Annotated in this window: 21 protein-coding genes and 1 pseudogene; 12 read left to right on the top strand and 10 right to left on the bottom strand. The window is 41.7% G+C overall.

The window, feature by feature from the left end; translation table 11 throughout:
- Positions 1-1,550, top strand: a pseudogene (locus RMX69_RS01080) (S-layer family protein); the annotation flags it as partial.
- A 10-nt stretch (positions 1,551-1,560) separates the two neighbouring features.
- Complete coding sequence (locus tag RMX69_RS01075) at positions 1,561-4,185, top strand: CHAT domain-containing protein (RefSeq protein WP_322636196.1); 2,625 nt, start codon at positions 1,561-1,563, stop codon at positions 4,183-4,185.
- Positions 4,186-4,679: 494 nt separating this feature from the next.
- On the opposite strand, the gene RMX69_RS01070 is transcribed toward RMX69_RS01075, so the two are convergent.
- Positions 4,680-5,522 carry a DUF928 domain-containing protein gene (locus RMX69_RS01070; protein ID WP_322636195.1) on the bottom strand — a complete coding sequence of 281 codons (843 nt, stop codon included), beginning with the start codon at positions 5,520-5,522 and terminating at the stop codon, positions 4,680-4,682.
- 60 nt (positions 5,523-5,582) lie between these two features.
- Positions 5,583-7,751, bottom strand: a complete 2,169-nt coding sequence (locus RMX69_RS01065; protein WP_322636194.1) for a PAS domain S-box protein — start codon at positions 7,749-7,751, stop codon at positions 5,583-5,585.
- Positions 7,752-8,391: 640 nt separating this feature from the next.
- Here RMX69_RS01065 and RMX69_RS01060 point away from each other — a divergent pair.
- The 6 genes from RMX69_RS01060 to RMX69_RS01035 all read left to right on the top strand — a co-directional run bounded on the left by RMX69_RS01060 (position 8,392) and on the right by RMX69_RS01035 (position 14,013).
- The gene (locus RMX69_RS01060; protein ID WP_289799797.1) at positions 8,392-9,735 is read left to right on the top strand and encodes an adenylosuccinate synthase; all 1,344 of its coding nucleotides are present in this window, start codon (positions 8,392-8,394) and stop codon (positions 9,733-9,735) included.
- A 102-nt stretch (positions 9,736-9,837) separates the two neighbouring features.
- Positions 9,838-10,437, top strand: coding sequence for a 50S ribosomal protein L25/general stress protein Ctc (locus RMX69_RS01055; RefSeq protein ID WP_289799798.1), 600 nt, complete (start codon positions 9,838-9,840; stop codon positions 10,435-10,437).
- A gap of 99 nt (positions 10,438-10,536) precedes the next feature.
- Positions 10,537-12,066, top strand: a complete 1,530-nt coding sequence (locus RMX69_RS01050; RefSeq protein ID WP_322636192.1) for an AAA family ATPase — start codon at positions 10,537-10,539, stop codon at positions 12,064-12,066.
- Positions 12,067-12,184: 118 nt separating this feature from the next.
- Complete coding sequence (locus tag RMX69_RS01045; protein ID WP_322636191.1) at positions 12,185-12,691, top strand: hypothetical protein; 507 nt, start codon at positions 12,185-12,187, stop codon at positions 12,689-12,691.
- 194 nt (positions 12,692-12,885) lie between these two features.
- The gene (locus tag RMX69_RS01040) at positions 12,886-13,677 is read left to right on the top strand and encodes a YdcF family protein (protein WP_322636190.1); all 792 of its coding nucleotides are present in this window, start codon (positions 12,886-12,888) and stop codon (positions 13,675-13,677) included.
- Positions 13,678-13,791: 114 nt separating this feature from the next.
- Positions 13,792-14,013, top strand: coding sequence for a hypothetical protein (locus tag RMX69_RS01035; RefSeq protein ID WP_289799802.1), 222 nt, complete (start codon positions 13,792-13,794; stop codon positions 14,011-14,013).
- Between the two features lie 5 nt (positions 14,014-14,018).
- On the opposite strand, the gene RMX69_RS01030 is transcribed toward RMX69_RS01035, so the two are convergent.
- Positions 14,019-14,240, bottom strand: coding sequence for a ferredoxin-thioredoxin reductase variable chain (locus RMX69_RS01030; protein WP_289800134.1), 222 nt, complete (start codon positions 14,238-14,240; stop codon positions 14,019-14,021).
- A gap of 598 nt (positions 14,241-14,838) precedes the next feature.
- On the opposite strand from RMX69_RS01030, the gene RMX69_RS01025 reads away from it, so the two are divergent.
- On the top strand, positions 14,839-15,396 hold the full coding sequence (locus RMX69_RS01025; protein ID WP_322636188.1) for a hypothetical protein: 558 nt from the start codon (positions 14,839-14,841) through the stop codon (positions 15,394-15,396).
- Here the strand turns inward: RMX69_RS01025 and RMX69_RS01020 are convergent.
- The 3 genes from RMX69_RS01020 to RMX69_RS01010 all read right to left on the bottom strand — a co-directional run bounded on the left by RMX69_RS01020 (position 15,393) and on the right by RMX69_RS01010 (position 17,385).
- Complete coding sequence (locus RMX69_RS01020; protein ID WP_322636186.1) at positions 15,393-15,923, bottom strand: hypothetical protein; 531 nt, start codon at positions 15,921-15,923, stop codon at positions 15,393-15,395. The genes RMX69_RS01025 and RMX69_RS01020 overlap by 4 nt on opposite strands.
- 161 nt (positions 15,924-16,084) lie before the next feature.
- The gene (locus RMX69_RS01015) at positions 16,085-16,708 is read right to left on the bottom strand and encodes an exopolysaccharide biosynthesis protein (protein WP_322636184.1); all 624 of its coding nucleotides are present in this window, start codon (positions 16,706-16,708) and stop codon (positions 16,085-16,087) included.
- A 71-nt stretch (positions 16,709-16,779) separates the two neighbouring features.
- Positions 16,780-17,385 (bottom strand): DedA family protein, encoded by a 606-nt coding sequence (locus tag RMX69_RS01010; RefSeq protein WP_322636183.1) that lies wholly within the window; start codon positions 17,383-17,385, stop codon positions 16,780-16,782.
- Positions 17,386-17,653: 268 nt separating this feature from the next.
- On the opposite strand from RMX69_RS01010, the gene RMX69_RS01005 reads away from it, so the two are divergent.
- On the top strand, positions 17,654-18,967 hold the full coding sequence (locus RMX69_RS01005) for a cytochrome P450 (RefSeq protein ID WP_322636344.1): 1,314 nt from the start codon (positions 17,654-17,656) through the stop codon (positions 18,965-18,967).
- Between the two features lie 8 nt (positions 18,968-18,975).
- A complete protein-coding gene (locus tag RMX69_RS01000; RefSeq protein WP_289799805.1) occupies positions 18,976-19,716 on the top strand; it encodes a hypothetical protein in 741 nt (246 codons plus the stop codon).
- Here the strand turns inward: RMX69_RS01000 and urtE are convergent.
- Positions 19,679-20,377 (bottom strand): urea ABC transporter ATP-binding subunit UrtE, encoded by a 699-nt coding sequence (gene urtE, locus RMX69_RS00995; RefSeq protein ID WP_289799806.1) that lies wholly within the window; start codon positions 20,375-20,377, stop codon positions 19,679-19,681. The genes RMX69_RS01000 and urtE overlap by 38 nt on opposite strands.
- A gap of 181 nt (positions 20,378-20,558) precedes the next feature.
- Entirely contained in the window at positions 20,559-21,347 is a 789-nt protein-coding gene (locus tag RMX69_RS00990) for a tryptophan-rich sensory protein (protein ID WP_322636182.1), read from the bottom strand.
- 136 nt (positions 21,348-21,483) lie between these two features.
- Between RMX69_RS00990 and hisD the strand changes: the two genes are divergently transcribed.
- A complete protein-coding gene (gene hisD / locus RMX69_RS00985; RefSeq protein WP_322636180.1) occupies positions 21,484-22,764 on the top strand; it encodes a histidinol dehydrogenase in 1,281 nt (426 codons plus the stop codon).
- A gap of 654 nt (positions 22,765-23,418) precedes the next feature.
- Here hisD and RMX69_RS00980 read toward each other — a convergent pair.
- On the bottom strand, positions 23,419-23,814 hold the full coding sequence (locus RMX69_RS00980; RefSeq protein ID WP_289799808.1) for a hypothetical protein: 396 nt from the start codon (positions 23,812-23,814) through the stop codon (positions 23,419-23,421).
- Between the two features lie 194 nt (positions 23,815-24,008).
- The coding region (locus RMX69_RS00975; RefSeq protein WP_322636179.1) for a hypothetical protein at positions 24,009-24,224 on the bottom strand (216 nt) is incomplete at its 5' end.

Below are 24,224 nucleotides of genomic sequence, written 5' to 3'. Positions count from 1 at the left end.
AAGGTAGTGCAGGTAGTATTAAGATTAATGCCTCCAATGCTGTGAGCTTCGATGGGGGGGGAGCCTTTAGCTGGGTAAATAGAAACGCTAAAGGTAATGGTGGCAACATCAACATTGATACAGGCATACTTTCTGTTCAAAACGGTGCCCAACTGTTAACCAGAACTTACGGTGCAGGAAATGCTGGCAGTGTCATAATTAATGCAACTGATACAGTTTTTTTAACAGGATTTAGAGACAATACCCAACCAACTATCGGTAGCGATGTTGTTGGAAAGAGTACTGGCAACGGAAATGAGATTACAATCAAGGCAAATTCTATTGTTCTTGATAATGAGGCGATTGTCGCTGCAAGTATCCTTAATGGAAAGGGAAAGGATGGAAATCCCGCTCAAGCTGGGAATGTTACTTTGGAAGCCAGGGAGCAAGTTTCCTTGAAAAACAACACTCGCGTTTATAGCGAAGTGGGTTCCAATTCATTCGGTAATGGTGGAAGTATCAACATCAAATCACCGGAAGTATCTTTAGACAATAGCGTATTTTTAATTACCCAAATTCAAAAGAATGGTAAGGGTAAGGCAGGTGATATTAATATCGAAACTAGTAGATTGTCAGTAAGTGGGGATAGTGGACTTTATGCTACAACTAGCGGGCAAGGTAGTGCAGGTAGTATTAAGATTAATGCCCAGAGTGAGTTGCTTCTTAAAGATAGAGTGCAAATAACTGTCAGCAGTACAAGTAAGAGTGAAGCAGGTAATTTAACAGTAAATGCTAACTCTATCCGTCTTGACAACAGCGCAAAAATAAGCGCTGACACTACAGGAGGTGGTGGAGATATCTTTCTCAACTCGCCTCTACTATTATTACGTCGAGGTAGCAGCATCACCACTAACGCCAGTGGTAATGATATCCCTGGCGGTAACATCACAATTGATAACAAAAATGGCTTCATCCTTGCCGTTCCCAATGAAAATAGCGACATTAGAGCAGATTCTGCTAATTTCCGTGGCGGGAATGTCACCATCAAAAATATTGCAGGTATCTTTGGCATTCAGTCCCGAAATGAGCCTTCGCTAAACACAAGCGATATCACTGCCACGGGCGCAACTCCTGATTTAAGCGGCAATATAGAAATTACTCCGCCTGATATAAATCCTAGTAACGGTTTAGTCGAACTCCCGATTAATCTAGTTGATGCTTCTAGGCAAATTTCCAATGCCTGTACGCCTGGAACTCGGCAGTTCCAAAATACATTTGTGGCAACAGGACGCGGCGGACTACCGATGAGTCCCACTGAACCATTAGAAGATTCAAGTACTGTGTCTGCTTGGGTAAGATTAAAACCACAACCAGAAAGCTTGGCAAACACAACAACTCAGCCACAACCAACAGCAGTTTCCACTACTTCCATTGCTGCTGCAACTCCAATTGTGGAAGCTTCTGCCTGGGTAGTTAATAGCAATGGAAACATAGAACTAGTAGCGCAAGTTCCTCAAATTAAGCCTCACAGCCCTTGGAAAACTTCTGCTTTTTGTCCTGTATCTCAGTGAGGTGTGAAATATGGCAAAACTTCAGTTTGCAAAGCGAGTAGTTAGATTTGCGCTAACTCCCGTAGTTTTATTTACTCTTGCTGTTTTCTTGACTATTATCCCTAGCACATTTGCTAAACAACTCCAGACAAATTCACCAAACAGGTTTCACATTCAAACCAATAAACTCCCAGCCACAACACCACAGCCACTTCTTGAGCAAGGAGAAGCACTTTATCAAAGTGGACGCTTTACTGAAGCAGTAAATGTTCTACAACAAGCTGTCCGTAACTATCAACGAGAACACAATAACCTTGCACAAGCCGCAGCGCTGACTAACCTCTCTCTTATATACCAGCAACTTGGTTTGTGGAAAGAAGCTGATGCAACTATCGACAATAGCTTAAATTTACTTGGCTGGGATGAGAAAAATCAAAAGTTAAATGTCAACAATCCCAAATCTGAATTGTTAGAAATTCTCGCACCAACTCTAAATAGTCAGGGCGAATTGCAACTAGCACAGGGACAAACTGATGCATCTGTGAAAACATCACAAGAAGCAGAGCAAATCTGGAAGAAATTAAATGATAATCCTGGAGTAACGCGCAGCCGGATCAACCAAGCACAAGCTTTACGAGTTGCTGGTTTTTACCGTCGTAGTTTGGATATATTGAAGGAAGTATCCAAACAGTTACAATCTCAACCTGACTCCCTTGTAAAAGTAACAGCTTTGCGATCGCTTGGCAATGTCTTACAACAATTAGGCGAACTAGAGTCATCCCAGAAAAACTTACAACAAAGCTTAGAAATCGCTCAACGCCTGCAACTGCCTCTAGAAATTAGTTTGACAGAATTTAGTCTCGGTAATACTGCTAGGTCGTTAAGTAATATTAAAGATGCGATCGCTCATTATGAAAATGCTGCCAAAATTGCACCAAAGCCTCTTACCAAGGTTCAAGCCCTGATTAATCAGCTGAGTTTGCTGGTCGAAAACGAACGCATCACGGAAGCAAAATCATTAATACCCACAATCCAATCTCAAGTCCCCCATCTGCCTACTAATCAAGCTGGTATTTATGCACGGATCAATTTTGCTCAGACTTTGGCCACAATTGGTAATAAAAAAGATATTGCAGAGATTCTGGTAACTAGCGTTCGGCAAGCCAAAATAATTGGTGATGAACGTGCCGAATCCTATGCACTGGGCAGCTTAGGAGAAGTTTATGAGCATAACCAACAATGGCAAGAAGCGCAGGATTTGACGCAGCAAGCATTATTTATCGCTCAAAAAATTGATGCCTCAGATATAGCTTATCGCCTTGAGTGGCAGTTAGGACGTTTGCTCAAAGCACAGGGAAATATGCCAGCCGCCATATCTGCTTATGATGCTGCTGTAACTACTCTTCAGTCTCTTCGCAACGATTTAGTTGGGGTTAATCGAGAGGTACAGTTCAATTTTCGCGATCGCATAGAACCTCTTTATCGGCAGTCTGTAGAGCTGATTTTACAAGAGAAAGGACAAGGAAAACCAGATTTAGATAAAGCACGTCAGCGAATTGAAGCCTTGCAAGTTGCAGAACTCGATAATTTTTTCCGAGAAGCTTGCTTGAATAACCAATTTGTGGTATTGGACAAAGTAGTAGACCGCGACAACCCGAATACTGCTATTTTCTACCCGATTATTCTAGATAATTATTTAGAAATTATTGTCAAACTTCCCAATCAAACATTGATGCATAAAACTTCTCAAGTCAAACGTCAGCAAGTAGAGCAAGTTATTACAAAAATCCGAGAGACAATAGTCGAACCTGATGCTAATCTGCAATTTCAAGCAGTTTCTCAACAGCTTTATAACTGGTTAATTAAACCAGTTGAAACAGACCTCAAAAATGGGAAAGTTAATACTCTAGTCTTTATTCCAGATGGTTTGCTGCGAAATATACCGATGTCTGCATTGTATGATGGCAAAGAGTATTTAGTCCAAAAATACTCTATAGCTATTAGCCCCGGACTGCAACTATTTACTCCCAAACCTTTAGCACACAAAAAATTAAATGCCCTACTGGGAGGACTATCACAACCACCCAAAAGTGAAAAGTTTGCACCACTTCCCAACGTTAAGGTTGAACTGAAATTAATTCAAGAATCAGGCGTATCAACAACTACATTATTGGATAAAAATTTTACCAGTACAAATTTAGCAAAAACTATCAACGCTCAAGCTTTTAGAGTTGTTCACTTGGCAACTCATGGGCAATTTAGCTCTAAAGCAAAAGACACTTTTATCCTAGCAGCCGATGGACGTATCAATGTGAGTGAATTAGATAGTTTGCTGAAAAGTAGAGAGCAAAAACGAACAGAAGCAGTTGAATTACTGGTTTTGAGTGCTTGCGAAACAGCAGCAGGAGATAACCGAGCTGCATTAGGATTAGCAGGAGTTGCCCTGCGTGCTGGTGCGCGGAGTACTTTAGCCTCCCTATGGCAAATTGGCGATAACTCTACAGCTTTATTGATTGAGGAATTTTACCGCCAGTTAGTGACTGGTAAAACTACGGCAGAAGCTTTGCATTTTGCTCAATTAAAATTACTTGAAGCTCCTGAATATAACCGTCCGATGTACTGGGCCCCCTACGTTATAGTTGGCAATTGGTTGTAAAATCTAGGCTTATATAGGACTAGTATTTGATTTTGATAGTGCTTATTTTACCTGTTCATTTATCAGGCAAATCTTCGAGAATTGACCGGAAATAAAGCACTACTTCATCGAAAATACCTGACTGATTTAAAAAATCCCCTACGCTTCCGAATTAAAGAGATACAAAAACCATATCTTTAACTGGAATTTTTGCATATCAAAATAGTTAATAACCCTCTTCTGTCAGGGTGTACCACAAATCATCAACTTGACTCAACAGCGACAACATATACTGCGATTCTTCAGCACAGCTTGTCGTCGCTACTACCTTATTTCTGAGCCAGATTCTTAATTATTTCTCCACTCTCCGAAGAGCGGAATATAGGTTTTTAAAACTCAGCACAGCTTCAAGAGGCTTCTTTCCTGCTCCCTGTTCCCCGTTCCCTGTTCCCTCCCTACACAAATAATTTTATAAAAAAAACCGGATTCCTATAGATACTTTACTGGATATGAAATTATTCGCGGGTTGGTAATTTTATTAGAGGCATCGTAGCAATATTATCCAAATTGATTGATTGTAATAAGCTTTGCCAATCTTCTTTGACAGATGCATCTTGATAATTAGAAATGTGTATTTCTGCTAGCAGATTTAAAGCGTCAAACCAAATCCCTTTTTCAGCATAGATTATAATTTTTTGTCGAGGCTCATTTGCGGCTTCTATTTGTTGGATAACACGAGAATCTAAATTAATTCTTTTAATATCCCCTTCTACATATACAGGAACGCTTGCTGTCTCCTGATTACAACGTACTTTTAAATACCAGCGATATGTCTTATCTACTTCTAATGAAGCAGTACTAGGGAGAGAAATACCAATGATACTTGGTTTTGACGGTAGGGCGATCGCATTTCTATAAACATCATTTTCGGCGCTATCCTGTAAGCTAAATTCAGCACTTGAGTTAGACAAATCCTGAGTGTAAGGGATGTAAAACCAAAACGTAGGCTGTTCTAAAGTGGTTAGTCCCTCTACAGTCCCGACAATTGAATTGTTTGTCTGTTTGCCAACCTTTTGTTCCTCTTGAAATGGTACTAAAGCAGTGAGCGGGGTTGAAACCGCAGGGCAATTATCTCGACTACCCATTCCGGCTCTACGCCCAGATACAGGACTTAATGGAGCAGGTGCTTTTGGCAAAATAAAAACTGGTCGAGAAGTAGGTTGTTGAGGTGAAGCAGGTGTTTTAACTGGTTGTGCAGGCTGTTTATTAGTAATTGGTTGTTTAGTTTGATCTATTACTTGTGCTGAATATTGGGTAGTACTGCTCAAAATCAGAGCAGTTGTTAAGATCCATTTCATTGACTTAACAGGTACGATTTTTGCTTGTTGCTATCGTCATCATAAAGGTTGTAGGTATATTTAGCTATCTTGGATAACTGATTCCAATTGTTGAGACAACGAATGTGTGTCTCTGAATGTTGAGGCAGGCAAGTACACTGTAAATTGAGTACCTCTGCCTACTTGACTGTAAACATTTACAAAACCACCGTGATTCTTAATAATACCCAACGCCGTAGAAAGTCCTAAACCTGTACCTTTGCCTACCTCTTTAGTAGTGAAAAATGGTTCAAAAATCCGTTGCTGGACTTCTGACGACATCCCCATACCAGTATCCGTCACCACGATCGCAATATAAGAACCAACTTTCGCATCTATATTTATCTGGGCAGAATGTTCGCCAATCACCAGATTTTCCGCCGCAATTCTTAAAATGCCGCCATTGGGCATAGCATCGCGGGCGTTGATTACCAAGTTTATCAATACCTGATGTAGTTGAGTTATGTCTCCACGAGCGTACCAGAGATTTTTAGGGATATCTATCTGGCAACTAATGGATTTGGGGAATGTTTGAGCAATAATTTGCTCAATCTCTGCCATCAAAGGCTGAATTTGCACAATTGTCCGTTTATCTTCAATACCGCGTGCAAAAGATAACACTTGTTTAAGCAAATTAGCGCCGCGTTTGACATTATTTTCTAAAGTTTGCAGTATTTGCTGACTCTGCGAATCGGGCAATTTCTTCTGCAACAGTTGAACTGACATTAAAATTGGCGATAGTATGTTGTTGAGGTCGTGAGCGATACCGCCAGCTAGAGTGCCGATACTCTCCAAACGTTGCGATCGCAGAAGTTGAGCTTCTAGTTGTTTCTGCTGCGTAATCTCAGTGTTCACACTCAAAATAGATTTGGGTTGTTCGCGATCATCTCGGATCAGTGTCCACCGACTTTCAACGATAATTACTTTGCCTTCCCTTGTCAGTTGATGTAACTCACCCCGCCACTCACCTGTATTCATCACCCTCAAGTAAGCATCTTTTAGCTGTGGTGAAATTTCTTTATATAAAAGTTGTAAAACATTCTTCCCCACAACTTCCTCAGCTTTCCAGCCGTATAGACGTTCAGCACCTTTATTCCAAAATAAGATTTGGTGGTGGATATTTCGCACCATAATTGCATCAGTTGATACATCCAACAGCGCTGCTTGTTCGCGAATTTTCTGTTCTGCCTGTTTTTGCTGGGTTATATCTCGCGTTACTGCCAAATGGATAAACGTGCCATCAGATTCGTTACGTAGGGGTACGGCATGAGTTTCTATGTAGCGGCGAGTGCCTTTAAATCCCACGATTTCAAACTCCAAAGTCCCCTTGTTACCTTGGCAGACACTTTTATGTAAGTCGGCAAAGGCTGCTTTATACTCTGGTGCAACTACAGCATCAACTGGTTTACCAATCAAGACATCAGCACTTTCCACTTCCATCATTACCAGCCCTTCTGCATTAATTTCTAAAAGGGTGCCATCTCTGGCAATTAACTTGATGCATTCTGGTTCTGCATCTATCATGGCTCGTAAACGATTTTCGCTTTGACGTAGAGCCAGTTCCGTCTGCTGAAGTTGCCTGATATAACGCCACAACAAATCATACAGCAACGCCACCAGCACCAAATCCACAATTGCAGCGATAAAAAATGTCACTATCGCCTTTTGGGAATTCGCTTGTGACTGCTGCATTTCTTGCTGTAATAAATTTTTCTCCGCTTTCAAAGAGTCGTTAATCAACTGGTGAATCTCTTTGCCAATTTGTTTGTCATTATCAGATAATATTTGCTGCCGAACTGCTTCTAATCCCTGGTTTTGTCTGAGGTCAATTTCTTGTTGTAAAATGTTGAGTCTGTTGGTAATTTTCGGCTCTAGTAAAGCAATCCACTGCTGCTTTTGATGGTTATTGGTAGTTAAACTTTTGAGAGTCTGAATATTGCTATTTGTTTTTTGAGAAGCTGCCAGATAAGTTTGTAAATCATCTGCATCTGCTGTAATTAAATAACTACGTTGTGCAGTTTCAGTATCTTTGAGTGTAGATTGGATACTTTCAATTTGGGTAATAACTTTATAGGAGTATGTTAACCATTGCTGGTTGTGAATCAGTTTCACAGTGTTGCTATACGAAACCACAGCATTAGTAAATACAACTGCCAATGCTAGGACGAATATTGCTTTCAGCTTTTGGACTCGATACCATTTTTTGCTCATGCGATCGCGCCTTCTGCCGCAGATGCCCTCCATCAATTAAGATTAAAGACTAAAAACAAATACTGAGAATATTTTAAGGATTTTGATAACACGGGTAGCAAAATACAATCTGTTATAGTTGTAAATATCTGGATTTTTAAGGATGATGATTCATACATGATACTCACAAAGAAATCCGCTAAATTTTAATATAAATTTAAGGCGTTGCATATTTGCGGGATGATTTTGCTAGTTTTGTGAGACGGGCAAGATGTCCATCCCTTGTATTTCAGGGATCTCGTGTCGCCCACCCTACAAGAATCATCCCTTGATTCAGCAACGCCTATAAATAAATTTAAATTCATTTGGAACTGTAGTATCGCTAATACAGTTTGGATCGGGTAATTTGCCTATCTATAATCTTTACAGAGACGTTGTAATGTAACATCTCTGATTTGGAATTTTAATTAACCCCACACTATCCGTAAATTTATTAAAGTTGATGGTAATCGCTGTCATAACAGGGTGACATCATAGATCCACAATGGAATTTGCTGTTGAGGCGCACGTCTGTAGGCTCTTACTAAAATTATCTTGACACGACCTAAGCAATATGTTAATAATTATAGTTTGTGGAAACTTTACTTCTTAATATAAGCTCTTGGCTAACGTCATTGTCATAGGTGCCCAATGGGGCGATGAAGGAAAAGGTAAAATAACTGACTTACTCAGCCGTTCCGCAGATGTTGTGGTGCGTTACCAAGGGGGTGTCAATGCTGGACACACGATTGTAGTTAAAGGTCAGACCTTTAAACTGCACCTGATACCCTCTGGGATTTTGTATCCAAATACCGATTGCATTATCGGCTGTGGAACAGTCATCGATCCACAGATTTTGATCGCAGAACTCGACCAACTAAAAGAGTTAAATATTTCCACTGACCACCTGCTGATATCTGAGACAGCCCACGTAACGATGCCTTATCATCGATTGATTGACCAGGCATCTGAAGAACGACGGGGAAGCTATAAGATCGGCACAACAGGTCGGGGCATTGGGCCGACTTATGCTGACAAATCTGAACGTACAGGCATTCGGGTTTTAGACTTGATGAACCCGGACGGGCTGCGCGAGCAGCTGGAGTGGACGATTAATTATAAAAACGTCATTTTAGAAAAGCTTTACAACTTGCCGCCTCTAGATCCACAAGAGGTGATTGAACAGTATTTGGGTTATGCAGAACGCTTGCGGCCTTACGTTATTGATACATCGTTAAAAATATCCGATGCAATTCAGCGACGGCGCAATATTTTGTTTGAAGGCGCACAAGGTACACTCCTAGACTTAGATCATGGAACTTATCCTTATGTCACCTCCTCTAACCCGGTAGCGGGTGGGGCTTGCGTTGGTGCAGGGGTAGGGCCGACAATGATTGACCGGGTAATTGGGGTATCAAAAGCCTATACAACCCGTGTCGGCGAGGGGCCATTTCCGACTGAATTGGATGGCGAGTTAGGAGAATTATTGTGCGATCGCGGTGCCGAATTTGGCACAACTACCGGGCGCAAACGGCGCTGTGGCTGGTTTGATGCTGTCATTGGTCGCTATGCCGTGCGGATTAACGGCATGGATTGTATGGCGCTCACCAAACTGGATGTTCTCGATGAGTTAGAGTCAATCCAAGTTTGTGTCGCTTATGACATAGATGGCCAACGCAGCGAACACTTCCCCACAAGTTCTCGTCAATTTGCTAGATGTCGCCCCATCTACAAAACCTTGCCAGGGTGGAAAGTGTCAACAACTCACTGCCGCACCCTAGAAGACTTGCCACAAGCAGCATTGGATTATCTCAAATTCTTAGCCGAATTGATGGAAGTCCCGATCGCGATCGTCTCATTAGGAGCCAGCCGCGATCAAACCATAATCGTAGAAGACCCCATCCACGGGCCCAAACGCGCTTTATTGCACCCCGACGGTACACCTGCTACCCTACTTAGTGCTTAGTTAAGAGTGAGGAGTTAAGAGTGAGTAATTCAATCAAAATTCCTAACTCCTAACTTCTAACTCCTAACTCTAATTAACAACTAACTCTAATTAACAACTTCTATGGCTATTACAGTCGAATCTCAAAAACGTCCAGAAGGCAGCAAGCCAAGAGCTTTGCGCCGTGCTGGATTGATACCTGCCAATTTGTATGGTCATAAGGGTACAGAATCTATTTCTTTGACCATTGAAGCTAAAACTGTTGAGCGTTTGCTCAAAAGAGCTTCCGTTAACAACACCTTGATTGAGTTGAATGTTGCTGATGCACCTTGGCGTGGCAAAACCTTGCTGCGGGAACTTCAGATCCATCCAGCCAAAGGTACGCCTTATCACCTCAGCTTTTTCGCGGTTGCTGGCCACGGCGACACCACTGTAGAAGTACGGCTGCGTTTTGTGGGAGCTGCTATTGGTGTTAAACAAGAGGGTGGCGTGTTAGACACCGTAATTTCTGAATTACAAGTGAGTTGTGCGCCAGAAAACATCCCAGATGTCATCGAAATCGATGTCTCTAATCTGCAAATTGGCGACAGCTTGAGTATTAGTGATATAGCCTTTCCTGAAGGTGTAACACCTCTAGCTGAATCAGAACGACTTGTTGTCAGCGTTTTGCCACCACAAATTAGCGCTGAAGATGCTGGTACGGAAACTGAAGCAGCTTCTTAAGCTAGGTAAACTGTGTAATAATTTTTGATGACACCAGGGGGGAACTCCTGGTTTTTTTGTATTTGAACCGCAGAGGCGCAGAGAGCGCAGAGGACAGAGATGACAGAAGCGACTCTTCCAGCTTTAATTCAGCAAATGTTGCAGCCGGGATTTTATCCCCATAAGGTAACAGAACCCATTCAACTAATTCAAACTCACATTTCTTATGTGGTGTTGACTGGAGATTACGCTTATAAACTGAAAAAACCTGTGAATTTTGGCTTTTTGGACTTTTCCACCTTAGATAAGCGGCAGCATTTTTGTCAGGAAGAGTTACGGTTAAATCAGCGGGGTGCTGGTGAACTGTATTTAGAAGTTTTGCCCATAACTCTGGTAGGGGAGCAATACCAGTTAGGGGGAACTGTTGAGCCTGTAGAATACGCGCTGAAGATGCGGCAGTTCCCTGAAGAGTCGCTATTAAGTAGACTGTTTGAACAGGGTAAGTTAAATGAGACACACCTAGATGAGTTGGGACGGGTGGTGGCTCAATATCATGCCGAAGCACAGACGAATGATTACATTCGCACTTTTGGCGAAGTGCCAAATGTCCGGGCTGCCTTTGATGAGAATTATCAGCAAACTGAGAAGTATATTGGTGGCCCCCAGACTCAGGCGCAATTTACTGAAACCAAGCAATATACAGATAAATTTTTTGCTGAACGTCCAGAATTATTTGCTAGCAGAATTCACAACGATTATATTCGTGAATGTCACGGAGACTTACACCTGAGAAATATTGCCCTGTGGCACGATAAAATCTTGTTGTTCGATTGCATTGAATTTAATGAGCCGTTTCGCTTTGTCGATGTGATGTACGATGTGGCATTCACGGTGATGGATTTGGAAGCTCGTCAGCGCAAAGACTTGGGTAATGCGTTTTTGAATGCCTATATAGAGCAAACTGGAGACTGGGAAGGTTTACAGGTGTTGCCCTTATATTTAAGTCGTCAGGCTTATGTCCGAGCTAAGGTGACATCCTTTTTGCTAGACGATCCAAGCGTACCCGCGACGGTGAAGGAAGAAGCAACAAAAACCGCCGCTGATTATTACAAACAGGCTTGGGAATACACTAAACCAAATCAGGGACAACTAATTTTGATGTCGGGGTTGTCGGGTTCTGGTAAAAGTACCACAGCCAGGTCTTTAGCGCGTGAAAAGGGAGCAATTCACCTGCGTTCGGATGCAGTGCGGAAGCATTTAGGGGGAATTCCGTTGTGGGAACGGGGTGGCGATGATTTGTATACACCGGAGATGACCGAGAAAACTTACACACGGCTGTTGGAATTGGGAATTATCCTGGCTAAACAAGGTTTTTCGGTGATTTTGGATGCCAAGTATGATAAACAGCAGTTACGGCAAAAAGCGATCGCCCAAGCTACAAAACATCAACTTCCCCTTCAGATTATCCAATGCACAGCACCGTTGGAAGTTCTAAAGGAGCGTTTGAACAACCGCACTGGTGATATTGCTGATGCCACCGCCGATTTATTAGCCTCACAAATCAAACAAGCTGAACCTTTCACTGAAGAGGAACAACCTTATGTAAAGATTTGGGATACAACTCAGCCACAAGAGGCACAATTAAAATAATTCGTAATTCGTAATACAACTCTTGGAGAGGCTGCGCTCAGTACAAGTTCGTAATTCGTAATTTTCAACTCAATTACGAATTATGAATTAGTAATTAGTTAAATAAGTTTTTTATTTTATGGCAGACAAAAAGAACGATCTTTTCAGTATTTCTCCCAGCTTCTTGTCTCAACTATTATTTGGGGCATTTTTAACATTTATATTAATAATGACTGGCTCCGCACCAGCCCTGAGTATCTTCTTAGGAATTATGGGCGGTTTCATCTTAAGCTGGATCACAAATTTAACCGATAATAGCCCCCAGGCTCCATCTGTCGCCTCATCTGATGGTGTCGATACAGGATTGAAATACTGGTTATTTTTCATGCTGGGTTTTGTATATTTGGGCTATCCAGCACCCATGAGTATCTTGCTAGGTGGATTAGGTGCTTTAGCTGGAGGTTGGATTACTGCGTGGTGGGGAAGTAAGGAAGAAACTAGAACTCAGTTGCAAGTTGAAGAATCAGAAGACACAGAAGTTGAACCAACGAATGAAAGGATCAACAAACGGCAAATCAGAAAAGCCGGTCGCCGTTACCGTCGCGCTCCTGGAAGTAGTTTCAATTTCAAGTTTTGGGAAAGGTAGTAATTTGGGAATAGGGCACGAAAGGCAGAGGGGCAGAGGGGCAGCACTTCTCTGCGAGACGCTGCGCGAACGGCTCATTTCGGCTACGCTCAATGACCAACGCTCAGTGACCGAGGGGAAAGATTTACTTGCTACTTCTCCTCTGCTCCTCTGCTCCCCTGCTCCCCTGCTCCCCTGCCCCATGCCCTAATAATATGTTTTTATATCTATCCAAATTACTGCCGCTATTTTTTTATCCACTAGGATTAGCCTGTGTAAGCTTGGTAGTAGCATTAGTGACTTTGTGGAGACGACCGCGGACTGCTGCGATCGCAATTGCTTTTTCCCTAACTTTACTGCTATTTTGTAGCAATGCTTGGATCGCTAAATCATTAGTGCGATCGCTAGAATGGCAAAATCTTCCACCCGTCCAAATACCTAATGCAGAAGCGATTGTGGTTTTGGGTGGCGCAACAAAATCAGCTTTTCCCCCCAGACCTACCGTCGATTTAAGTGAAGCAGGCGATCGCGTTATCTACGCTGCCCAGCTCTATCGGCAGAAAAAAGCGCCTATAATCATTCTGAGCGGCGGCCGCATTGATTGGCGTGGAAGTGGTTCACCAGAATCGGCAGATATGGCCACAATACTTACATCAATTGGTATTCCAACTGAGGCGATTATCCAAGAACCTGACTCTCTCAATACTTATCAAAATGCTGTAAATGTCCGCAAAATCTTGTTATCTCGTGGGATAAATCAAGTATTATTAGTTACTTCGGCAATGCATATGCCGCGATCGCTTCAGATTTTCCAGCGTCAAGGAATCAATGCTATTCCTGCACCTACAGACTTTCTAGTTAGTGAGGGTGAGTTGCAAGAACTCGGTAGTACTCCCAAAGCCGCTATACTAAATTTATTACCTGATACTGATAACTTACACCAATTTACTATCGCTTTAAAAGAATATATTGGTTCTTTAGTTTATCGCTTACGCGGTTGGCTTTAATTAAAGTTAGGAGTTATGAGTTATGAGTTATGAATTGTTAATTATGAAATGTAGTAATTGCCTAAACTTCTCACTCCCAACTCCTAAGTCCTAACTTCTAACTTTATTAACTTTATGTCAAAAAATTTACCTTATATTATTCCAGTTGCTCAACCTGAAGTTGAGGAAGCTTTTGCCGCTTACCAAACAACCCATCAGTTTTACCACGAAGTTCGGTCACGGTCGGAGTTTCAGCGTTATTGTGATTGGTATTATACAACAGCAGAACAAAACCGCCAAGAGCTTAAAAGAATGCGCGGCGAACTGAATATATTTCAGTGGTTTCGCCGCCGATAAGTGCTTTAGATGACTTCTAACTCATTTTCACGCAAGTGGGCTTTAAACTTTTTACCAAACTGGACTATAATCGGCAGATTAGCGCTTACTGGTCTGTCTCGCCATTGGGTGGCAATAGCTACTACATCGCCTTCTGTACCTTTGATGTCAAAAGGCTGATTCCGATGTTCAGGATGATGATACACCACTACCGAATCTTTAACGCGGACGCGATCGCCAACTTTCATAACAACATTTACACCTAGCATTTTCTTTTCCACAAGTATCTGCTACAAAATATATGATTAAATCGCTTAGAATTTGATTTAATCAGCTATTTCTTGACGCTTCATCGGGGTGCAACGGCTTAACCCTCTGCGTCCAGGCACGTCTTAGCAATCCGCACGTACTTTTTTCAGTTTTTTGCCACGTTAATAAGTATCACCCATAGCCTTTCTCTTTAACCTAAAAGCAGGGAAATGAAAGAAAATCAGGCGATATCGGATGTGCTTAGTACTTTGACAAGATATCCAACCCTTTTATCTTGACTCTAGGATGTTCCCCAGGTCAACTCTCTCACGAATTTTAGTGTATGGCAGATACTTGGTTATTGCGATCGCTTCATATCATGTTCGTATAATTAGTTATGATTCCCACAGTCATTGCACCCCACCCCCAACCCCTCCCCGCAAGCGGGGAGGGGAGACAAAGCGCAGCTTTGGCGGGATGGGGTTCTTGGGGTTTAGTAAGTAATAAGGCAGACATTATATCATCTGTTAAATGCGTATTTTTATACTAAAGCTGGGTATTACAAATAAGTACTTTCGATCGAATAGGTTTTCAAAGATGATTTTAAGCTTTAGAAATACTAGTGCTGTGTGTGCCGTATTTTTATTAGTCAGTGTCAGCAGCTTTCACAAGTCAGCCATAGCCAATATAAATAACCAGTCCCAATTGATAGCGCAGCAGATTAAAACTCAGGTAAACCCAGTTTTTAAATCTATTCTGCCTAAATTAAAGCAAAAAACTCAAATTCGGATTCTTTTACCGAAGTTTATTCCTGAGTCGGATGGTGAAAATCCAATTTACGCAACTATAGAAGCTGCTACGCAAAAAAAGTATGATATTTTACTGGCTTATAGTCCAGACTGTAATGGTGCTTCTGCCTGTCGTTTAGGTGTTGTTACGGCTTCAGCCATAACCCGCAAAACACCCAGCCTGACTGGAAAACGTGTATCTTTAGCTAAGGGCATTACTGGCTATTTTGTAGATTTTACTTGTGGTGCTGGTTGCTCAGATGCTACCTTGATTTGGAGACAACAGGGTGTGCAATATGTTTTTGGATTGAAAGCTGGCGAACGCACTTCTTTAGTAAAAATGGCTAATTCTGCGATTAATCCCTAGCTAGCGTCATTTGATTCTACTTCCCAACGAAACAGCCGCGGCAATTGAGATACATCTATGGCGTAGTTAACAATCCACATTACCAATTCAAAAATCAATAAATATCGTACCCACTGCAACTCGCTGGTAGAATCCAAAAGTGTCAAACCCTCATACAACTGCCAAAAGCGGTAAGGGAGATATATATAAGGAACCATCACCCAGACGACATTTTGCAACTGCCTGAGTGCCACTCTTTCAGAGATAATTTGCAACCCTAAAACGATAAAATACCAAGCAAGCACAGTTAACACCGTGCGATCGCCCCACCATACACCCCACAATAGCATAACCACTAATGGCGGCACTACTGCTAGCAGTTGTACCGAGCCAAACCAGATTTTATACCAACCGGGAAATGGTAAAGGTAGAGTATAAGGCTTTGCGTTTTTCCATCCCCAGTTCACAACCACAATAAAAAGTGTGGCAATAAGGAAAAATAGGAGATTTTCTAGGAACAGATACAGGTTGATATTTAAGGAAGTCATCAGGGTATTAAGCTAATCAGCATTCAAGTTCCATAATTAGGGCGGGCAAGATGTCCACTTCACAAGATATAGAGAAAATTTTCATCTGCAAATTAGATGTGTTTTAGCTTATCAACCTCTGATGTTTGTGTGTCATTCTCTTCAAGTAGTATTTTTGCTATTTAACGACCTAGCCAAGTCTTGATAATGTCAAGCAGACTCGAACCACCCCAAACCAATGCCACTAGGATGGAAGTCGTTAAAACACCCCCCAGCACACACATAACTAAACCACCCAGGCTAATAGCACCATCATCTTCCGATAAGCCAAAGCTTGTTACAAAAATTCCCATTGCTGGCAGGGTATTAGTTCCTGGAATCGGAATCATCATGGAAATTGCCATCAAGGCGATCGCTATACCAATGGTCACTCTACCAGGTAAAGTAGTACAGATATAGCTTAGACGAGGACGAGCGATCGCTTCAATTCTTTTTAACCAAGGAATACCTGCTTTCAAAAACCCCTGAACTGTTGTAAGTTGCATAGGATGATTCATCATCCGCTTGGGTAGCCAGGGAGTTTTTGCACCGGCAATTAGCTGTATTGCTAATAGAAAAATCAGGATGCCGAAAGGAGTCGAGTATCCAGGTGCGGGAACCGGTAAAGCAGAAGGTAAAGACAGGATAACCAACAAAAATCCAAAAATTCTTTCTTTTGCTAACAATAGAATCTCTGCCAAAGTTACTTTTGATGGTCGGTCTTCTTCAAAAAAATAGCGTTCTAATTCGTTAGACAGTCTAGCCATACAACACCAACTTTTATCAAAACTCAGTAAATAAATATACTTAAATCTCTACACAAAATCTGAAAAATATTTCAACTTCTTTTTGCTCTATTTTCTTGTACCAAATGAATAATCGATGGTACTAAAGAAATAACTATAATTAATCCAATAATTGGTAACAAATACTTATCTACTTGTTCAGGTGGCAGAGATTTTCCTAAGAAAAACCCTAACAGGGTAATGCCGAATGTCCAAAGAAAGCCACCAATTAAGTTGTAAGACATAAATGTGCGATAATGCATTGCACCAATCCCAGCCACAATGGGCGCGAAAGTCCGTACAATCGGTAAAAAGCGTGCTAAAACAACCGTTTTTTTACCGTGCTGGTGATAAAAGTTTTGAGTTTTCACAAGATGTTTTTTATGGAACAACCATGAATCTTCCTTTTTAAATAGTCTTCTGCCAAATTTATGCCCAGTCACATAGCCAACATTGTCACCTAAGACTGCACAAATAAAAGCACCAATTATCAGAACCCAAATGTTCAATAAATTCTGAGATGCAACAAATCCAGCGGTGAACAATAAGCTATCCCCAGGCAGAAAAAAACCAATTAACAAGCCAGATTCAGCAAAGACAATCGCCCAGACCCCAAAATAGCCGAGTGATTTAATCAGTTGTGGTAAATCCAGATGCATAGAATTTTGACTTTTCAACAATAGATCCACAACATCTTAACGTTCAGCAATTTTATTGAATAAAAAGTAATATTACATTTCTGTAAAATTATTATGTAATCTTAATAAATGTAATGACAGATGACAGGTTTTGAGTTACGGGTGCAAGAGACAAAGATATTTGAAAGTACTAAGAATATTTTGGGGTGTTGCGATGCCTACGGCGAGCTTTGCTAACGCAGCAGAGTTGGAATATCGTGTTAACTTTTTCATAGCTACCCTTAGAGATATGAAAAGTCATCAAATTCCTCCTGGAAGCTTTGGTTTGCCTGTATTAGGTGAAACACTCTCCTTTCTTTTCGACCGCGATTTTGCTAAAAAGCGCTATCGCCAGCATGGGCCCATCTTCAAAACTCATCTTCTTGGCAGACCGACTGTAGTGATGGTCGGCCCGGAAGCATTAGAGTTGGTTTTGTCAAGCCAAATGGAGAATTTTTCTTGGCGCGATGGATGGCCTGATAATTTCAAGACAATACTGGGTGAATCGCTTTTTCTGCAAGATGGAGAAGAACACCGCAGAAACCGTCGCTTGATGATGCCAGCATTGCATGGCCCAGCATTGGCGAATTATGTATCCACGATGGAAGATATTACACGTAGTTATCTGCAAAAGTGGGAGAAGCAGCAGGAATTTACTTGGTTCCAAGAATTTAAACAACTGACGTTTGATATTGCTAGTCAATTATTGTTGGGTACGCGTCCCGGCCCTGAATGTGTACGTTTTAGCAAGTTGTTTGCAGCCATGACAAATGGACTGTTTGCGATTAATCCGTTGCCCTTGCCATTTACAACATTTGGTAAAGCGATAGCTGCTCGTAATCAGATTTTAGAGCATCTAACTCGTGTTGTCAGAGAACGTCAGCAAAATCCAACAAAAGATGCTCTGAGTTTATTAGTGCAAGCCCAAGATGAAGAAGGGAACCGGATGAGTGAAAAAGAACTCATCGCTCAGGCCTTACTATTACTATTTGCTGGACATGAAACTACTACTTCGATGCTGACTTGGTTGTGTGTAGAGTTAGCGCGTCATCCAGAAGTACTCGAAAAAGCAAGAGTTGAACAATTGCAACTTGCAAGTCAAGGTGACTTGGATTTAGAACAATTAGGGAAAATGCCCTATTTAGAGCAGGTTTTGTGGGAAGTTGAAAGATTGCATCAACCTGTCGGAGGCGGGTTTCGTGGCGTAATTAAAGACTTTGAGTTTAAAGGTTATCACGTTCCTGCTGGTTGGCAGTTATACTATTCAATTGGAGTTACTCACCGAATTGCAGAAATTTATTCTGAACCAGACCTTTTTGAACCAGACCGTTTCAGTCCCCAGCGCCAAGAACATAAAAAGTATCCTTTTAGTTTAGTTGGTTTTGGCGGTGGGCCACGCATCTGTATTGGCCTAGCCTTTGCCAAAATGGAAATGAAGATTGTTGCTGCTCATCTTCTACGCAATTATCATTGGGAGATATTACCCAATCAAAGTTTAGAGGAAGTTGTGGTTCCCACTAATCGCCCGAAAGATGGATTGCGGGTTAGATTTCAACCTCGGTAAAATGTTTTATGACATTCCAAATAAACATACATTTGCCTAACGGAGTTTTACAACGCTTGCAAAATGTGAAAGATTTTGTGGGTGGAAGTGTTAACTCTCTAAGTAATTCAGCACAACAAGCTGGTGAGTCTTTGAAGACAACAGCCACTACAACGACTGATAAAGCAATTGATACAGTTACGACAAGCTTAGAGCAAACTTGGCAAACTGCTGATAAATTTAAGAGTACAACATCGGGCGCAGTTAAAGATGCGATCGCATCTTCTGCGAGTGATTGGCTGACACAACACCCAATATTTTTTAAGTTAGTTCAAATACTAGGTTGGGCGACTAATCACCCAATTATTAGTGTAGTAATTTTGCTTTTTGCACTTGCTCTCATTTGGAGCATCATCAAAGCAATTGTCCGCTTAATTGAAACAGCTAGTTGGTCAATACTGCAAGTTCCGTTCAAATTGCTTCAGGCTTTGATTCAAGTTAGTTTTCAATCCTTAACTAAAGTTGGCAGTTTTGTTGTTCAACAAATCACAGGTGCTAAAAAAACTGATAATCTACCAGCTTTACTACCTGAAAATTTTCAACCAAAGAAACAACAGCGATTAGCAGAAATTTCTCATCGCTTGGAAGCAATTCAAAAGGAACAGCATGAGCTTTTACAAGAAGCAGCAGACTTGATTGCTTCTGATACTATTGATATAGATACCTCCAAAATTAAACAGCTAAAAAGCGTTGAATCACATCTTGGCTGAGTTCGGTTGTAGAACCAGAAGCGACGATACCACCTTTTTGCATAGCGTAATAGTAATCAGCTTGACGAACAAAGTGCAAATGCTGCTCTACCAATAAAACCGAAATGCCCGTGGTTTCGACAATGCGACGAACTGCGGCTTCAATTTCTAGGATGATGGAGGGTTGAATACCTTCGGTGGGTTCATCTAAGACGAGTAATTGAGGTTCTCCCATTAAAGCACGTGCGATCGCTAATTGTTGCTGCTGTCCTCCGCTTAAATCACCACCCATCCGCGAAAGCATGGTTTTTAACACCGGAAATAAGCTAAAAACTTCTTCTGAAATTTCTGCTTTTTTTACTGGTTTGCGTCTAGCTTCCAATCCCAGCAGTAGATTTTCTTGAACTGTCAACCGAGGGATAATCTCTCGTCCTTGGGGGACATAACCAATTCCCAACTTTGCCCTTTGGTCTGGAGATTTGGAGTTGATTAATTCTTCAGCTAAATTAATAGTACCGCTACGGGGTTTGAGTAAACCCATGATAGTTTTGAGTAAGGTAGTTTTTCCGACACCATTGCGTCCAATTAGGCAAACCATTTGCCCCGATGGTACACTCAAATCTACATTGCGGAGAATATGGCTTTCGCCGTAATAAACGTTAAGGTTAGAAATTTTGAGCATAAAAGAATTTTTAACTGTTTAGTTTTGGGGGTTGCATACAGCACTGACAGCTATTATGCAATACAGACCGCCAGGGAATAGAATTCCCTGTCTAATGGTGCAAGTCCTCTAGAAGAGGACTAGAAAAACTTGGGTTAAAGCACTGACAGCTATTTATTGTGGGGTGGTTAGGTCATCATACTTAAATATGTTCTTGTTGGGCGCGTAAGCTGTTAATCGTTGCGGTTAAAACTAGGAAAATTGCCAAAACCAATACAGTATTTCTAAGCATTGAGTTATCAAAATGCTTGAGTGCGATCGCTATTAATGCCCAAAGTGTTACTCCTGCATAAGCGATGTCTCGACGCTGGATGACCATAACTATTGCAACTGCTGTTGCTATTAATACCATGATCAAAGTCCAGATTATAGCAGAAATTCCCCAACCGTTCCACCCGTGAAAATCCAAGGCACACGCTACATTGACAATCGTCGCCACGCTAATCCAGCCTAGATAAATACTAATCGGAAAGTGAATACACCATTTTTTCAGCCGAGGTACACGCGATTTGCCAATTTCTAACTGCACATAGACAGCAATCAGCGGCAACAGAATCAAGAGCATTGCAATGACAGAAAGAGCAAAAAGCCGAGACAAAAATAGATATACCCAGATGCTTTGAGCAACACAGGCAATTACCAACAGATAACCTGTCTTACGTAAATCTGGCTCATCTCGTTGATTAGGTAGAGCTTGGTATACCCCAAAAGCAAACAACCCCAGGTAAATCAGCCCCCAGATTGCAAAGGCGTAATTGGCAGGGATAATCAGGACATTTTTAAACAAAGTATTGGAAATTTCCCCGATGCTAAGTCCATTGAGCGGAAAAATGTTCGATACTACGTTGATAAGAAAAGCACCAAAGATTGCAACCAAAGTAACAAGCTGCCGCCAAAGATCCCGGTAATTGCCTCTTGTGGACTGCTGCATAGGATGTTAACTCATAATCTTTTGTGCTTTTAGCTTACATCTGAAAAAGAGTGATGGATATAAGCCACAGTCATATCTAGCAAGTTAATCAAGAGTTAAACTAATTATTGACCTCACTGCTTTTAAGGTACTGTCCATGCAGCTACTTCAAACTACCGACAAAGATTTTTCTGTCAAATTCAAAACTCTTGTAAGCGATCGCCGGGAAGTTACAGTTGATGTTAGTGGGACAGTACGCGAGATTCTAGCTGATGTCAAAGTGCGTGGTGATGCCGCAGTTAAGGACTATACTAGCCGGTTCGATCGCAACAATCTCCAGTCTTTGCATCTTAGCGAAACCTTTATTGCCGAACACGCAGCCCAATGTCCTGCCGATGTCTTGGCGGCGCTGGAATTTGCTGGTGAGAGGATTGTGGCTTTCCATCAAAAACAACTACCGCAAGATATTGGCTACACCGATGCAGTGGGGGTGAAATTAGGATTGAATTGGGTAGCGCTGTCGCAAGTGGGAATTTATGTACCAGGAGGACGGGCTAGCTATCCGAGTTCTTTGTTGATGAATGCCTTACCAGCGAAAATTGCTGGTGTTGAAAGAATTGTCATGACAGTACCGATGCCTGGTGGTGAAATTAATCCTGTCGTATTGGCTGCTGCTCAAGTTGCTGGTGTGACAGAAATATATGGCATTGGTGGGGCGCAAGCGATCGCAGCATTAGCTTATGGTACAGAAAGCATTGCCCCGGTAGATAAAATTGTTGGCCCTGGTAATGCTTATGTTGCTGAAGCCAAGCGTCAAGTCTTTGGCACTGTTGGCATTGATAGCATCGCTGGGCCTTCAGAAATTCTAGTGGTAGCCGACAACCAGAACAACCCAGATTGGATTGCCTGGGATTTACTATCGCAAGCAGAACACGATCCTAATGCCCAGTCAATCTTAATTACTGATTCCGAAATCTTCGCGCAACAAGTAATCAAGGCTGTTGAAAAAATTCTCGCCGATTTACCCACCAGAAAAGTTGCCAGTGCAAGTTGGCAAAATTATGCAGCTGTAATTCTGGTTAACGATTTAGCCGAGAGTATACCACTGCTCAATCAACTAGCTCCAGAACACGTGGAATTGTGTGTGGACAACCCGCAACTCCTGGCCAATCAAATTAAGTGTGCCGGCAGCGTGTTTTTAGGACGCTATACTCCAGAGGCGATTGGCGATTATTTAGGAGGCCCCAATCATGTACTGCCAACTGCCCGTTCTGCCCGCTTTGCTTCTGGTTTGAGTGTCTACGACTTTCTCAAACGAATTACTTTTTTAGAATGTGATAAACAATCATTACAGACAATAGGCAAAGCAGCTGTCACCTTAGCAGAGGCAGAAGGTTTGCCAGCCCATGCAGGTAGTGTATCTGTGCGCTTGCCATAAAAAGCTGAGAAGAGCAGAAAGGAGCATCTACATTTGACATTGATTAAAGAGTGCATCGCGTTTTTAAACTTCCATACCGCCTCTATTCCAGCTTCCCCAACGACTTAGGGAACTCCAAAAAATAAATTATCCAATACTGTGGGGTGGGCAACATGAGCGCCATATAAACCAATACGGTTCAGTTAAGCATTGTTTTCCTCTCTCTGTTCCCTCTGTGCCTCTGCGGTTCGTTAAAAAAATTGACTTTGATAAAGAGTTTTAGCCTTAACTGAACCGTATTACCATATAAACTGGGATCTCGTGTCGCCCACCCCACAGGAGTTAATTGGATATTTTTTGATTTGGAAGTCCCTTATAAATTTTTTATTGCGATCGCGACGTTCAATAGCAACAGTAAAATTATTACGGAGTTCCCGATAACATCCATCTAAATTCGTTTGCGATCGCCATTTAATTGTAATAGTTAATAGAGCGTAAGTAAGTCAATGCAATAAAACCAAACTATGTAAAGAAAAGTAAATAAGGCTCAAACTCTTTCTCTCCCTGCCCCCTGCCCCCTGCCCCCTGCCCAACAATAATTATTTACGCCGACCTACTTAAATGGTTACGCATTTACACAAGTATTCCCGAAAACTCGGTTAAGTGTTTAGTTTTCTATCCAGTTTTTCCATTCTTATCTGATGCTTGTTCAGCAACATTTTTTAAGCGGCTCGCTCTCATTTTACGGAGGCGATCGCTATTGCGAACACCACCCGCCATTTCATATTCAGCGCTGTCTTTGCCGTACTTGATAGCAACCACCATTAACATTTTCTCAGAAAGCTGCCTCAAGTTTTTTTCCATCTCTTCAACTTCTGTTAAAGAAGAATCAACTATAGCTAAAGCGCTATTATGAACATCAAGTTTGTTACGCAACTGTTCGATTGACTCAATCAGTTTTCCTAAAGTATAATCTTCATCAAATTTAATGCTTGGAAGAATCGATTTCATCCCAGATGCTCTTAATTCAGCTTTTTCTAAAACGCGGGATGTACGTTTTTGACGAGACATAAATTTGCTCTTTTAAGATACTTCTAGAGCTAGCTTGCCTCAATTAAACCCGATTTCGGTTCAGCATAAATCGCAATTTCTGCTCGTAAAATTTTTAGCTGATCTCAGTAATATCTCGGCATATATAGCAATCCTAAATGAGTTGTGAAAATGTGCGATGTCCAGATCCCCGACTTCTCTGAGAAGTCGGGGATCTAATTTTTCACGAATGATTTAGGATTGCTATATAGCGCAGACTTGAGAGTAGTCGCTACAAACTTGGGAGTAGTCGCTACAAACTTGGGAGTAGTCGCTACAGACTTAGGAGTAGTCGCTACAGACTTGAGAGTAGTCGCTACAGACTTGGGAGTAGTCGCTACAAACTTGAGAGTAGTCGCTACAGACTTGAGAGTAGTCGCTACAAACTTGGG

Source organism: Nostoc sp. EspVER01, from assembly GCF_034530635.1.
Classification (GTDB): Bacteria; Cyanobacteriota; Cyanobacteriia; order Cyanobacteriales; family Nostocaceae; genus Nostoc.
The sequence above is the reverse complement of the archived record's forward strand: the minus strand, read 5'-3'. Positions and strand labels throughout refer to the sequence as shown.

Bases quoted from the DNA above. Each gene is read 5' to 3' on its own strand.
- RMX69_RS01075 (WP_322636196.1), top strand. From the start codon at position 1,561: ATGGCAAAACTTCAGTTTGCAAAGCGAGTAGTTAGATTTGCGCTAACT.
- RMX69_RS01070 (WP_322636195.1), bottom strand. From the start codon at position 5,522: ATGAAATGGATCTTAACAACTGCTCTGATTTTGAGCAGTACTACCCAA.
- RMX69_RS01065 (WP_322636194.1), bottom strand. From the start codon at position 7,751: ATGAGCAAAAAATGGTATCGAGTCCAAAAGCTGAAAGCAATATTCGTC.
- RMX69_RS01055 (WP_289799798.1), top strand. From the start codon at position 9,838: ATGGCTATTACAGTCGAATCTCAAAAACGTCCAGAAGGCAGCAAGCCA.
- RMX69_RS01050 (WP_322636192.1), top strand. From the start codon at position 10,537: ATGACAGAAGCGACTCTTCCAGCTTTAATTCAGCAAATGTTGCAGCCG.
- RMX69_RS01045 (WP_322636191.1), top strand. From the start codon at position 12,185: ATGGCAGACAAAAAGAACGATCTTTTCAGTATTTCTCCCAGCTTCTTG.
- RMX69_RS01040 (WP_322636190.1), top strand. From the start codon at position 12,886: ATGTTTTTATATCTATCCAAATTACTGCCGCTATTTTTTTATCCACTA.
- RMX69_RS01035 (WP_289799802.1), top strand. From the start codon at position 13,792: ATGTCAAAAAATTTACCTTATATTATTCCAGTTGCTCAACCTGAAGTT.
- RMX69_RS01030 (WP_289800134.1), bottom strand. From the start codon at position 14,240: ATGAAAGTTGGCGATCGCGTCCGCGTTAAAGATTCGGTAGTGGTGTAT.
- RMX69_RS01025 (WP_322636188.1), top strand. From the start codon at position 14,839: ATGATTTTAAGCTTTAGAAATACTAGTGCTGTGTGTGCCGTATTTTTA.
- RMX69_RS01020 (WP_322636186.1), bottom strand. From the start codon at position 15,923: ATGACTTCCTTAAATATCAACCTGTATCTGTTCCTAGAAAATCTCCTA.
- RMX69_RS01015 (WP_322636184.1), bottom strand. From the start codon at position 16,708: ATGGCTAGACTGTCTAACGAATTAGAACGCTATTTTTTTGAAGAAGAC.
- RMX69_RS01010 (WP_322636183.1), bottom strand. From the start codon at position 17,385: ATGCATCTGGATTTACCACAACTGATTAAATCACTCGGCTATTTTGGG.
- RMX69_RS01005 (WP_322636344.1), top strand. From the start codon at position 17,654: ATGAAAAGTCATCAAATTCCTCCTGGAAGCTTTGGTTTGCCTGTATTA.
- RMX69_RS01000 (WP_289799805.1), top strand. From the start codon at position 18,976: ATGACATTCCAAATAAACATACATTTGCCTAACGGAGTTTTACAACGC.
- urtE (WP_289799806.1), bottom strand. From the start codon at position 20,377: ATGCTCAAAATTTCTAACCTTAACGTTTATTACGGCGAAAGCCATATT.
- RMX69_RS00990 (WP_322636182.1), bottom strand. From the start codon at position 21,347: ATGCAGCAGTCCACAAGAGGCAATTACCGGGATCTTTGGCGGCAGCTT.
- hisD (WP_322636180.1), top strand. From the start codon at position 21,484: ATGCAGCTACTTCAAACTACCGACAAAGATTTTTCTGTCAAATTCAAA.
- RMX69_RS00980 (WP_289799808.1), bottom strand. From the start codon at position 23,814: ATGTCTCGTCAAAAACGTACATCCCGCGTTTTAGAAAAAGCTGAATTA.